Source organism: Streptomyces chrestomyceticus JCM 4735 (assembly GCF_003865135.1).
Lineage (GTDB): Bacteria > Actinomycetota > Actinomycetes > Streptomycetales > Streptomycetaceae > Streptomyces > Streptomyces chrestomyceticus.
The window spans coordinates 2180969-2193465 of record NZ_BHZC01000001.1 but is presented as its reverse complement, the minus strand read 5'-3'; the positions used below and the strand labels follow the sequence as shown (position 1 = coordinate 2193465).

At 71.8% G+C, this 12497-nt stretch carries 8 protein-coding genes and 1 pseudogene; 4 read left to right on the top strand and 5 right to left on the bottom strand.

All coding sequences use genetic code 11. The annotated features are described in order from the left end of the window. Positions 1-87: 87 nt before the first annotated feature. A pseudogene (locus EJG53_RS09065) lies at positions 88-1615 on the bottom strand (helix-turn-helix domain-containing protein). Positions 1616-1716: 101 nt separating this feature from the next. Between EJG53_RS09065 and EJG53_RS09060 the strand changes: the two are divergent. The 3 genes from EJG53_RS09060 to EJG53_RS09050 all read left to right on the top strand — a co-directional run bounded on the left by EJG53_RS09060 (position 1717) and on the right by EJG53_RS09050 (position 4336). Continuing rightward, positions 1717-2763 carry a DUF1648 domain-containing protein gene (locus EJG53_RS09060; protein ID WP_125044431.1) on the top strand — a complete coding sequence of 349 codons (1047 nt, stop codon included), beginning with the start codon at positions 1717-1719 and terminating at the stop codon, positions 2761-2763. A gap of 1 nt (position 2764) precedes the next feature. Further along, positions 2765-3124 carry a GntR family transcriptional regulator gene (locus EJG53_RS09055; RefSeq protein ID WP_125044430.1) on the top strand — a complete coding sequence of 120 codons (360 nt, stop codon included), beginning with the start codon at positions 2765-2767 and terminating at the stop codon, positions 3122-3124. Positions 3125-3247: 123 nt separating this feature from the next. Further along, complete coding sequence (locus EJG53_RS09050; protein ID WP_125044429.1) at positions 3248-4336, top strand: NAD(P)/FAD-dependent oxidoreductase; 1089 nt, start codon at positions 3248-3250, stop codon at positions 4334-4336. Here the strand turns inward: EJG53_RS09050 and EJG53_RS09045 are convergent. Next, positions 4315-5262, bottom strand: coding sequence for a LysR family transcriptional regulator (locus tag EJG53_RS09045; RefSeq protein ID WP_125044428.1), 948 nt, complete (start codon positions 5260-5262; stop codon positions 4315-4317). The two genes, EJG53_RS09050 and EJG53_RS09045, sit on opposite strands and share 22 nt — an antisense overlap. 151 nt (positions 5263-5413) lie before the next feature. On the opposite strand from EJG53_RS09045, the gene dnaE reads away from it, so the two are divergent. Continuing rightward, on the top strand, positions 5414-9022 hold the full coding sequence (gene dnaE / locus EJG53_RS09040) for a DNA polymerase III subunit alpha (protein ID WP_167515080.1): 3609 nt from the start codon (positions 5414-5416) through the stop codon (positions 9020-9022). Positions 9023-9043: 21 nt separating this feature from the next. On the opposite strand, the gene EJG53_RS09035 is transcribed toward dnaE, so the two are convergent. From EJG53_RS09035 to EJG53_RS09025, 3 genes are all read right to left on the bottom strand, one after another. Further along, positions 9044-9919 (bottom strand): alpha/beta fold hydrolase, encoded by an 876-nt coding sequence (locus EJG53_RS09035; RefSeq protein ID WP_125044426.1) that lies wholly within the window; start codon positions 9917-9919, stop codon positions 9044-9046. After that, positions 9916-10344, bottom strand: a complete 429-nt coding sequence (locus EJG53_RS09030) for a helix-turn-helix domain-containing protein (RefSeq protein ID WP_125044425.1) — start codon at positions 10342-10344, stop codon at positions 9916-9918. The genes EJG53_RS09035 and EJG53_RS09030 overlap by 4 nt, the downstream gene beginning before the upstream one ends. A gap of 75 nt (positions 10345-10419) precedes the next feature. Continuing rightward, the gene (locus tag EJG53_RS09025) at positions 10420-12495 is read right to left on the bottom strand and encodes an iron ABC transporter permease (protein WP_125044424.1); all 2076 of its coding nucleotides are present in this window, start codon (positions 12493-12495) and stop codon (positions 10420-10422) included. Between the last annotated feature and the right edge of the window lie 2 nt (positions 12496-12497).

Below are 12497 nucleotides of genomic sequence, written 5' to 3'. Positions count from 1 at the left end.
GTCCCAGAGAGACCCCATAGGTGCCGCCGCATCTCCTCCAATGTCTGCTTCGCGCAGCTCAGGCAGGACGCGGCGGCATCCGCTCCATCAGATGTCCCGGAAGATCTCGATCTGCGCCCCGATCGAGTTCAGCCGTTCCGCCAGGTCCTCGTAACCCCGGTTGATGACATAGACGTTGCGTAGCACCGACGTGCCCTCGGCCGCCATCATGGCCAGGAGGATGACCACCGCGGGGCGCAGGGCCGGGGGGCACATCATTTCGGCGGAGCGCCAGCGGGTGGGGCCGTCGACGAGGACGCGGTGCGGGTCGAGGAGTTTGACCTGGGCGCCGAGGCGGTTGAGGTCGGTGAGGTAGATGGCGCGGTTGTCGTAGACCCAGTCGTGGATCAGGGTCTGGCCCTGGGCGCTGGCCGCGATGGCCGCGAAGAACGGGACGTTGTCGATGTTCAGGCCGGGGAACGGCATGGGGTGGATCTTGTCCAGGGGGCCTGGAGCTTGGAGGGGCGGACCGTCAGGTCGATGAGGCGGGTGCGGCCGTTGTCGGCGGCGTACTCCGCGCTGCGTTCGTGGTTGAGGCCCATCTCCTCCAGGACGGCGAGTTCGATCTCCAGGAACTCGACCGGGACGCGGCGGATGGTCAGTTCGGACTCGGTGACGACGGCGGCCGCCAGCAGGCTCATCGCCTCGACCGGGTCCTCGGACGGCGCGTAGTCCACGTCGCGGTCGATGCGCGCGACGCCGTGCACGGTCAGCGTGGTGGTGCCGACGCCCTCGACCCGTACGCCCAGCTCCTCCAGGAAGAAGCACAGGTCCTGGACCATGTAGTTGGAGGAGGCGTTGCGGATGACGGTGACGCCGTCGTGGCGGGCCGCGGCCAGCAGCGCGTTCTCGGTGACGGTGTCCCCGCGCTCGGTCAGCACGATCGCGCGCTTGGGGAGATGGAGCGGTCCACGTCGGCGTGGTAGGTGCCCTCGGTGGCGGTGATCTCCAGGCCGAAGTGGCGCAGCGCCGTCATGTGCGGCGTGATCGTCCGGGTGCCGAGGTCGCAGCCGCCCGCGTACGGGATCTTGAAGTGGTCCATGCGGTGCAGCAGCGGACCGAGGAACATGATGACGCTACGGGTGCGGCGCGCCGCCTCCGTGTCCATGGCGTCCAGGTCGAGTTCGGCCGGCGGCACGATCTCCAGGTCGTTGCCGTCGTTGATCCAGCGGGTGCGGACGCCGATGCTGCCCAGCACCTCCAGGATCCGGTAGACCTCCTCGATACGGGCCACCCTGCGCAGGGTGGTGCGGCCCGCGTTGAGGAGCGTGGCGCACAGCAGCGCCACGCACGCGTTCTTGCTCGTCTTGACGTCGATGCTGCCGGACAGGCGTCGGCCGCCGACGACGCGAAGGTGCATGGGTCCCGCGTACCCGAGCGAGACGATTTCACTGTCCAGGGCCTCGCCGATCCTCGCGATCATCTCAAGGCTGATGTTCTGGTTACCGCGTTCGATGCGGTTGACCGCGCTCTGGCTCGTGCCGAGCGCCTCCGCGAGCTGCGTCTGCGTCCAGCCCCGATGCTGCCGCGCGTCGCGGATGAGCCTGCCGATACGTACGAGGTAGTCGTCTGCCATGAGGAAGACGGTATCTCAGATATGAGATCGGCGAGTAGTCGGGGGTGAAGGAAGGGCTGCTCTATGGTTGTTCTATTACTACGCGAACAATGGGGGTGCTCATGAATGCCGCGCATGCCGGACCCGCCCTCGGGCCGCCCGATGCCCGTCGCCCCTGGCGGGCGCTGATCGCCGTACTGCCGTTCCTCCTCGCCTTCGCGGCCGTCGCCACGGTCTTCTGGACCCTGCGCGACCGGATGCCCGATCCGCTGGCCGTGCACTTCACCGCCGACGGCACCGGTGACGGTGTCGCCGCCGCCTCCGATTTCCTCATGACGTGGGCGGTGGTGCCACTCGTCTTCGGTGCCGTCATCGGCGTACTGGTGCACCGCGACGAAGCGGCGGGCGCCCTGCGCTGGGCGATCGGCACGGGCTACGGACTGGCGGGCCTGTTCGGCTGTCTGGGGGTGTCGAACCTGCTGGTGAACGCGGACGCCGACGACGCGTCGGCGGTCCGGTTCCCGATGACGTACCTGGTCATGGCCCTGGGGGTGGCAGTGCTCAGCGGGGCCGTGGGGTGGCTGTGTGCCGGACCCGACCGGGTACGGGCGGACAAGGTGGCCGGGCCGTCGCGGAGTACGCCGGCCCTCGCGCTCGGGGACGGCGAGCGGGCGAGCTGGTCGCGGACCGTCGGCTCGCCCGCCCTGCTCGTCCTCGGCCCCGGGCTCCTGGTCGCGGGGGTGTTCATCGGTGTCTCGGGGAGCTGGGCAGGGGCGGCCGTCTTCGCCGTCGTGTGTCTGCTCTGTGTCGCGTTCGCGGGGGTACGGGTCACCGTCGACCACCAGGGGCTGACCGTCGCCTCGTCCGTGGTGTCGCGTCCCCGCCTGCGCATTCCCGTCGCCCGGGTGGCCGAAGCGGGTGTCCAGCGGGTCAGTCCGCTGGTCGACTTCGGCGGCTGGGGGTACCGGATACGGTCCGGGCGCAGTGGCATCGTGCTGCGCGCCGGCGAGGCCCTGGCGCTGCGGCTGACGAACGGCCGTGTGTTCTTGGTGACCGTCGACGACGCGGCCACCGCGGCGGCGCTCCTGAACGCGCTCGCGGCCAGGACCCACACGACCGGCTCGGGCCCCGGCCCCGGCTCCGGCTCCGGCTCCGGCCAAGGAGGCTGACGTGCTCTTCCGTGTCGACCACACCTCCCCGGTCCCGCTCGGCGACCAGATCGCCGCCTCGGTACGCGGCGCGCTCGCCGAGGGCACCGTGCGGTCCGGCGAACGGCTGCCCGCGGCCCGTGCGGTCGCCGAGTCCCTGGGCGTCAACGTCCATACGGTGCTGCGCGGTTACCAGCGGCTGAAGGACGAGGGACTGATCGAACTCCGGCGCGGCCGGGGCGCCGTGGTGACCGGCGACGCCTCCCCGGCCCGGGTGCGTCTCACCGAGCAGGTGGGCCAACTGGTGGCCGAGGCCCGCACCCTCGGCCTCACGGACGACGAAGTCGTGACGCTGGTCCGGGCGAGGCTGTCGATGGGGTAGGGGAGGGGGCCGCGCTCCGACCGCCGGCGGTCTCGGGTGACGCAGTTCACTCGGGCCGCTTGTCACGGATGGGGGGTCCCGAGCTGTCTCGTGTGTGAGGTGACGACACAACGGGAGGCGCACATGCGGGTCTTGGTGGTGGGAGCGGGCTACGCGGGGACGATCGCGGCGAACCGGCTGGCCAAGAAGGTGAAGTCGGCGGAGATCACGGTGCTCAACCCCCGGCCGGACTTCGTCGAGCGGGTGCGGCTGCACGAGCAGGTCGCGGGGACCGGAGCGGCGGCGGTTCCGCTGGCGTCCATGCTGAGCGAGGGGATCGCGACGCGGGTGGGCACTGTCGACAAGATCGGCGACGGTGAGGCCGTTCTGGACGACGGGACGGGTCTTGACTTCGACCATCTGTTCCTCGCGGTGGGCAGCACGGCCGTACCGCTGCCGGGCACTGTCGCGGTGGGGACCTGGGAGGGCGCCGAGGAGGCGCGGGCCGCGCTGTCCGCGCTGCCCGGCGGGGCAGCGGTCACCGTCGTCGGCGGCGGGCTGACCGGCATCGAGACGGCGGCCGAGATCGCCTTCGGGCGGCCCGGCCTCCGGGTGCGCCTCGTGGGGGAGACGATCGGCGCGAGCCTGTCGGCGGGCGCGCGGAAGCGGGTGCGTACGGGGCTGGAGCGGTTGGGCGTGGAGGTCGTGGAGGGGACTGTTGCGCAGGTTGATGCCGGTGCCGGGGAAGAGGGCGGTGCCGTGGTGCTCCAGGCGGGGCGACGGTTCGCCTCCGACCTCACGCTGTGGGCGGTCATCGGGAGCGTGCCCGATCTGGCCGCCCGTAGTGGACTTGAGGTGGACGGCGACGGGCGTGCGGTGGTCGACGGATATCTGCGCAGCGTCACCGATCCGCGGATCTTCGTCGTGGGTGACTGCGCGGCGGTTCCCGGTGCGCGGGCGGCCTGTGCGACGGCCATGCCGCAGGGCGCGCACGCCGCGGACACGCTGGCGCGGATCGTCCAGGGGCGCGCGCCCAAGCCGTACGCCATGGGGTACACCGGGCAGGGGGTGTGCCTGGGCCGTCGCGACGGGCTGCTCCAGGTCGACCGCAGGGACGGTACGGCGCGGCGGCTCCACGTCGCCGGGCGCGCGGCGGCGGTGATCAAGGAACGGGTCTGCCGTTACGCGAAGTTCGGCGCCCGCACCGCCGTCTACACCTGGCCGCGGTCCTGAAGCGTCCACTCCGGAACCCATGTCCCGCTCTCGGGGCGCCCGGGGTACGCGGACGTGAGGTGCTCGCGGAGCGCGGCGAGGGCGGGGTGCGGGTTGTCGGCGCGCCAGATCAGTGAGTGCGGGTAGACCGGGGTCGGGTCGTGCAGGGGGATGCTGCGCAGGTCGTGGCCGGCCGGCCAGACCAGGGGGGTCTGCTCGCTGACGAAGGTCGCCAGGGTCGAGGAGGCCGCGATCGTGTCGAGGAGGTGCTCGATGCCGAAGTTGGGGCCGGTCGCCTCGACGGTGAGGCCGAAGGCGGCGGCGAGTTCGTCGTAGTAGGCGGCCCACTCGGTGCCGGGCATGTTGCCGGGCATCCAGATCCGGCGCCCGGCGAGCTGGGCGGGTGAGATCGCGCGGGCGGTGGCGAACTCGTGCGCCGGTCCGGTGAACAGGTGCAGCGGTTCGTCGAAGACCGACGTGGCCCGCAGCTCGTCGGGGAGCCGCCGGCCCGGCATGGTCACGGCGCGGAAGGTCGCGTCGATGGTCCCGGACCGGACGGCGGCGACGGCCGTGTCGAAGTCGAACAGGGTCACCACGTCCAGCTCGGTCTCCGGGTGCGCACGGTGGAAGCCGCGCAGCAGCCCGGCCACCGAGACCCGGCGGCCGATCACGTCCACACGCAGCGCCCGCCGCCCCGGCCGTACGGAGGCGGCGGCCCGCTCCTCGGCCTGGAGGAGGGCCCGGGCGTACGGCAGGAACGCCTGCCCGTCGATGGTGAGCCGGGCCCCGCGGGCCGTACGGCTGAACAGCGGCACGGCGAGGTCCTTCTCCAGCACGGCGATGCGTTTGGAGACGGCCTGCGGGGTGATCGACAGCTCGGCGGCGGCTTCCTGGAACTGTCCCGCGTCCGCGGCGGTGACGAAGGTGCGTACGGCAGTGAGATCCACGCCGACATCCTAGGCGGACAACCGGTGGTTGATTATGGGTGGCCACTCGGTTGCTTGATCCAGGCGATCCGCGCTCGCTTGGATGTATCCGGTCAACCTGCGGTTTGGCAGGCCCCTGGCCCCCCTGGCTCCCCCCGGAGGCGATGCACCCGTGCCGGATTCCTTCGTCCACCTGCACAACCACACCGAGTACTCGATGCTGGACGGCGCGCAGAAGCTGCGGCCGATGTTCGGCGAGGTGGCCCGGCAGGGCATGCCGGCGATCGCCATGAGCGATCACGGCAACATGTTCGGTGCCTATGAGTTCGCGCAGGTCGCCAAGGACTTCGAGGGCGTCAGGCCGGTCATCGGCATCGAGGCGTACGTGGCGCCTTCGTCCCGGTTCGTACGGAAGCAGGAGTTCTGGGGGCCGGGCGGCCGGCGGGCCGTCGGCGCGGACGGTGAGGGGTCGAAGGACGTCTCGGGTGGCGGCCGCTTCACCCACCTGACCATGTGGGCGCGGAACAGCCAGGGCCTGCGGAACCTGTTCCGGCTCAGTACGCAGGCCAGTTACGAGGGCCAGTTCCCCGCCGGCAAGCCGCGCATGGACCGCGACCTGATCGCCGGGCGGCCGGAGGGCATCATCGCCACCACCGGCTGTCCCTCCGGCGAGATCCAGACCCGGCTGCGGCTGGGCCAGTACGCCGAGGCGCGGGCCGCCGCCGCGGCCTACCAGGACATCTTCGGCCGGGAGCACTACTTCCTGGAGCTGATGGACCACGGCCTGGCCATCGAGCGGGAGGTCCGGGCGGACCTGCTGCGCCTGGCCAAGGACCTGGACCTCCCCCTCCTGGCCACCAACGACGCGCACTACGTCACCGAGGACCAGGCCGACGCCCACGACAGCCTGCTGTGCATCGGTGTCGGCAAGAACAAGGACGACCCGGACCGCTTCCGTTTCAACGGCTCCGGCTACTACCTCAAGAGCGCCGCCGAGATGCGCCGCCTGTTCGCGGAGCTGCCGGCGGCCTGCGACAACACCCTGCTGGTCGCCGAGCGCGTCGAGTCCTACGACGAGGTCTTCGACCATGTCGACGAGATGCCGCGCTTTCCGGACGTGCCCGACGGCGAGACGCAGGAGTCGTGGCTGCGCAAGGAAGTGCTCGCAGGACTCGCGATGCGGTACGGGAGTCCGGTGCCGCCGCACATCCTGGAGCGTTTCGAGACCGAGATGGCGGTCATCGGCCCGATGGGCTTCAGCTCGTACTTCCTCGTCGTGGCGGACATCTGCCGCCACGCCCGGCAGCACCGGATTCCGCTGGGTCCGGGCCGGGGCTCCGCCACCGGCTCCCTGGTCGCCTACGCCATCCGTATCACCGAGCTGTGCCCCCTGGAGCACGGCCTGCTGTTCGAACGGTTCCTGAACCCCGAGCGCATCAACCCGCCGGACGTGGACCTCGACTTCGACGACCGGCAGCGCGACCGGATGGTCCGCTACGTCACGGAGAAGTACGGCGACGAGTACACCGCCATGGTCAATACGTTCGGCCGGATCAAGGCCAAGAACGCGATCAAGGACTCCTCGCGCATCCTCGGCTACCCCTACGCCCACGGCGAGCGGATCACCAAGGCGCTGCCGCCGGACCAGAACGGCAAGCCGGCCCCGCTGGCCGCCGTCTTCGACCCCGCCCATGAGCGGTACGCGGAGGCCGCCGAGATCCGGCGGCTGTACGAGAGCGAGCCGGACGTGCGGCGGGTCGTCGACACCGCCCGCGGGGTGGAGGGCCTGACCCGCGGCACCGGTGTGCACGCCGCCGCGGTGATCCTGTCCAAGACGAAGCTCACCGACCGCATCCCGCTGCACATGCGCGCCGCGGACGGTGTGAAGATCACCGGGTTCGACTACCCGTCCTGCGAGGCCATGGGCCTGGTCAAGGTGGATTTTCTGGGCCTGCGGAACCTGGGCGTGATCGACCAGGCCATCGAGAACGTCCGGGAGAACCGGGGCGTCAGCCTGGCCACCGTGGACCCGCTGGACGGCGACCCGGCCACCGTCGTGATCCCGCTGGACGACCCGAAGACGTACCGGCTGCTGGCCGAGGGCAACACGTTCGGCGTCTTCCAGCTCGACGGCGGCGGCATGCGCGTCCTGCTGCGGCAGATGGAGCCCACCCGCTTCGAGGACATCGCCGCCGTCAACGCCCTCTACCGGCCCGGCCCCATGGCGGCCGACGCGCACACCAACTACGCCCACCGCAAGACCGGCCGCCAGGAGATCACCCCGATCCACCCCGAGCTGCGGGAGGCACTGGAGCCGATCCTCGGCAACACCTTCCATCTGCTGGTCTACCAGGAGCAGATCATGGCCATCGCGCGGGAGCTGGCCGGATACACCCTCGGCGGTGCCGACCTGCTGCGCCGTGCGATGGGCAAGAAGAAGCCGGAGGTACTGGCCGCGGAGTGGGACAAGTTCCACGACGGCATGCGGAGCAACGGGTTCAGCGAGGAGGCCGTCAAGGCCCTGTGGGACGTCATGCTGCCGTTCTCCGGCTACGCGTTCAACAAGTCGCACACCGCCGGGTACGGACTCGTCTCGTACTGGACCGCCTACCTCAAGGCCAACTATCCGGCCGAGTACATGGCCGCGCTGCTCACCTCGGTCGGTGACGACAAGGACAAGGCCGCGGTCTACCTCGCCGACGCCCGCAAGAACGGTGTCCGCGTCCTCCAGCCGGACGTGAACGAGTCCGTCGCCGAATTCACCGCCGTCGGCGACGACGTACGGTTCGGGCTGCGGTCCGTACGCAACGTCGGCGAGAACGTCATCGCGGCCGTGGTCGACGCGCGCCGCCGGGAAGGGAAGTTCACCTCCTTCGCCGACTTCCTCGGCAAGGCCGGCCTGCCCGCACTGAACAAGAGGGCCGTGGAGTCCCTGATCAAGGCCGGTGCGTTCGACTCCCTGGGGCATTCACGCAAGGGGCTCACGGCCGTCCACGAGGAAGCCGTCGACGCCGTCATCCCCGTGAAGAAGGCGGCGAGTTACGGGCAGGACGACCTGTTCGCCGGACTGGGCGGAGACGGGGCCGGAGCAGGGAGCGGCGGGCCGGTCTTCGGCCTCGACTTCCCCGTCGACGACGCGGAGTGGCCCCGCAGGCAGCTCCTGGCGACCGAACGCGACATGCTCGGCCTCTACGTCTCCGCCCACCCGCTGGACGGCGCCGAACACATCCTCGCCGGCGCCCGGGACTGCTCCATCGCCGAACTGCTCGCCTCCGGCCGCACCACCGGAGAGGTGCGGCTGTCCGGGCTGATCACCGGCGTCCAGCTCAAGGTGACCCGGCAGGGCAACGCCTGGGCCGTCGTGCAGCTCACGGACCGCGACGCGGCCGTCGAGGTGCTCTTCTTCCCCGCCGCCTACCAGCTCGTGCAGCACGCGCTGGCCGAGGACAACGTCGTCTCCGTCCAGGGCAGGATCGACGACCGGGACGGGACCGTGCATGTCTTCGGCCGGGAACTCGCGGTACTGGACGTGTCCTCCGCCGAGCACGGCGGCCGCCCGCCCGTACGGCTCGCGCTCCCCGCCCACCGGATCACCGAAGCGTCCGTACGGGAGCTGAAACGTATCCTCGCGGACCACCCGGGCGACAGTCCCGTCCACCTCAGCGTCCGCGGTCCTCACAAGACGACGGTGTACGCCCTCCAGGCCACGGTGGACGCCGCCACCGTCGCGTCCGACGTGAAGGGCGCGTTCGGCGCCGACGCGTGGACGGGCCTCGCATGAGGTGCCCGTCCACACGCCCCCTCACCCCCGCAGGAACTCCGCCACCGTGTCCGTCTGCCCGAAGATCGCGTGCCCGACCCCGGGCAGCAGCCGCACCGTGGCGTCCGGGACGTTCTCCCGCACGCGACGGACGGTGTCCGCCGAGTCGAAGAAGGCGTCCTCCGTACCGGCAATCAGCAGCACGGGTACGTCCAGGCCGCGCAGCGCCTCGTCCGAGAACCGTGGCAGTCGCTCCGTACGGGGCTTGAACTGGGTGAACGTCAACACCACCTGGTCGAGGACCGGCCCCGCCTCCAGTGTGTCCAGCCCCGTGGCGCCGCGCACCGTCCGGTACGTCCCCCAGCGCCCGAACGGCCGCAGCAGCAGCGACTTGAAGAGCAGCCCCACCCGCTGCTTTCCCAGGCCGCCGGGGCACAGCAGGGCCAGGCGGGACACCCGGTCCGGGCGGCGGGTGGCGTAGTCCAGGGCCAGCCAGCCGCCCAGGGAGGTGGCGACGAAGGAGGCGACCGGGACGCCCAGTCCGTCCAGCACCTCGTCCAGCCACCGCGCGTACGCGTCGGAGGCCAGCGGCGGGCGGGACGGCGCGCTCAGGCCAGGCTCGCCGATCACGTCGACGGCGTACGTACGGAAGTGCCGCGCCCAGGCGGCTGCATCGCCCTGCCACATGGTCGCGTTGGCCCCCGAGCCGTGCAGCAGGACCACCGGCGGCGCGTCCGGCGGCCCGGAGACGAGCACGAAGGTCTCGCCTTCGCGGGTCGGTATCCGTATCCGCTCGGCGGGGACGGGCCAGTTGTCCAGCGCCTCCAGATAGCGCTGCCGGAGCTCGCGCTCCCCGGCTGCCGACTTGTAGATCGTGGCTGTGTGCGTGGCTGTGTGCGTGTCCGCGTTCGTGCTCATGAGTCGAGCACCCCCTCCATGTAGTCGAACAGCCGGGCCGTGTCCGCCAGACCGCCGAGAATGACGACCTTCATCCGGGCCCGCCCCGGGTCGTACACCGTCTCGATCCGCAGCGGCCGCTCATCGGGCCCGCGATGGGCCGCCGCACTGGTCAGGAGGGTGGACAGCCGGTCGGCGGTCCGGGCGTCGACCGCGTCGATCTCCACGACGCTCGTCACCTCGCTGTGCCGCTGCCCGGCCGGTTCCTCGGGCGCGGCGGGGACCGGGCGGCCGGTGAAGGCTTCCAGGTCCTCGTGCGCGATGCGGTACTGCTTGCCGATCCGGACCGCGGCGAGCCGCCCGTCCCGCACATAGCTGCGGACGGTACGGACGTGCAGGCCCAAGAGCTCGGCTACTTGGTCGACGGAGTAGAAGCGGTCGTTCACAAAAATACCCTAACCTTCCCTATGTGAGGGAGCAATAGGGAAGATTAGGGAATGGTGAGGTAGCGGCGAGTGCCGTTATCGCGCCGAGGTCCGGGTCCGGATCAGCAGCCACAGGAAGTACGGCGTGCCGATGACCGCCGTGAGCAGGCCCGCGCCGAGCTGGGCCGGGGCGATCACCGTCCGGCCCACCATGTCCGCCGTCCCCACCAGCACCGCGCCCAGCAGCACCGCCACCGGCACCACCCGTACGTGCCGGCGGCCCACGAGGGCGCGCGCCGCGTGCGGGGCGACCAGACCGACGAAGGCGATGGTGCCGGTCACGGCGACGGCCGCCGCGCTCAGCAGGACGCCCAGCGCCAGGAACCCGAGGCGCGCCCCGGGGACACCGAGTCCCAGCAGCCGAGGGGTGTCCCCGTCCAGCGAGACGAGGTCGAGTTCGGTGTGCCGGGCGAACGCCACGGCGACGCCCACCGCGAGGACGACGGCGAGCGGCAGCAGGTCGGGCAGCGTCCGCCCGTACGTCGAACCGGACAGCCAGGTCAGCGCCTTGGTGGCGTTGAACGGGTCGGTGAGGACGATCAGCAGGCTGATCAGGGCGGCGCTCGCGGTGGCGACGCCCATGCCGACCAGCACCAGGCGGTTCTGCCGGAAGCCGCCGCGCGCCGACAGCCCGAAGACGAGTGCGGAGGCGAGGGCGGCGCCCGCGAAAGCGGCGGCGGCGAGGCCCGCCGGCCCGGCCTCGGGCGCGGTCGTCACCAGGACCACCGCGCCCAGCGCGGCACCGCCGGAGACACCCATGACGCCCGGTTCGGCCAGCGGGTTGCGGGTCACCGCCTGGACCAGGGTGCCGGCCAGGGCGAGGGCGGCGCCCGCGAGGAGGGCGGCGAGCACCCGGGGCACTCGCGTGTCGAGGACGAAGGAGACGACCCGCCCGGCCCGGCCCTGCGCCCAGTTCAGGACGTCGCCGAGCAGCAGCTTGGAGTCGCCGAGCAGTACGGACGCGATGGTCACCGCGAGCAGCGCCGCCACCAGCGTCCCGGCCACGGTCACGAAGACGGTCCGGCTGCGGATGCGCAGCCGGTCGGGCGGGGCGGCGGCGCCGGTGTCCCGGCCCCGGGTCGCCAGCACCACCAGGAACACGGCGCCGACCAGGCTCGTGACCACGCCGGTCGGCACGGCCACCGCCACGTCGGACGGCACCAGCGCCCGCAGTGCGACGTCCGAACCGAGGACCAGGACCGCGCCGGTGAGCGCGGACCGCGTCACGCTCGCGCGCGTCCGGGACAAGCCGCGGTAGCGGCGCGCCAGCAGGCGGACGACGGCCGGGGCGCTCAGCCCGACGAAGCCGATCGGACCGGCGAGGGTGACGGCCGTGGCGGACAGCAGGGCGGCCAGGACGACGGCGGTGATCCGGGTGGCGCGCACGGACACGCCCAGTCCCCGCGCGGCGTCGTCGCCGAGCGCCAGGGCGTCGACCCGGCGGGCGACGAGCAGCAGCCCGGCCAGTCCGGCGACGGCGAGCGGCAGCATCCACAGCACCGCGCCGAAACCGTTCTGCGCGATGCTGCCCTGGTTCCAGGCGTACAGGCCCTCCGTCTGCTGGGGGAACAGCAGCAGCAGTCCCTCCGTGACGGAGCTGAGGCCGAGGGTCAGCGCGCTGCCCGCCAGCACCAGCCGTACGGTTCCGGCGCCCAGGCCGGACAGTCCGAGCACGACGGCCGCGGCCGCCAGGCCGCCGACGAACGCGACGCCGGAGGAGGCGAGCAGCGGCAGCGAGACGCCGGTCGCGGCGACCAGCCCGAGCGAGAAGTACGAACCGGCGTTGACCGCGAGGGTGTCGGGCGCGGCCAGCACATTGCGGCTGACGGCCTGGAGGGCGGCGCCCGCCATGCCGAGCACCGCGCCGACCAGGAGCCCGGCGGCCATCCGCGGCAGCCGTGAGGCGACGACGACGGAGGCGTCCGCCGCGTCGGCCTGCCCGGTGAGCGCCTTCCCCACCTCGGCGGCGCCGACGCCGGAGGTGCCTTGCGCGATGTCGACGAGGGCGAGCGCGGCGATCAGCAGGACGAGCACGGCCGTCACCGCTGCCGCGCCGCCTTTCCGGGTCGCCGCCGTGGCGGGGGCGGGGGGAGCGGTGGTGGTGACGGCCATGA

What these genes read in the sequence shown, in the direction of transcription:
- EJG53_RS09050 (WP_125044429.1), top strand. Translation starts at nt 3,248, where the DNA reads ATGCGGGTCTTGGTGGTGGGAGCGGGCTACGCGGGGACGATCGCGGCG.
- EJG53_RS09025 (WP_125044424.1), bottom strand. Translation starts at nt 12,495, where the DNA reads ATGGCCGTCACCACCACCGCTCCCCCCGCCCCCGCCACGGCGGCGACC.
- EJG53_RS09035 (WP_125044426.1), bottom strand. Translation starts at nt 9,919, where the DNA reads ATGAGCACGAACGCGGACACGCACACAGCCACGCACACAGCCACGATC.
- EJG53_RS09060 (WP_125044431.1), top strand. Translation starts at nt 1,717, where the DNA reads ATGAATGCCGCGCATGCCGGACCCGCCCTCGGGCCGCCCGATGCCCGT.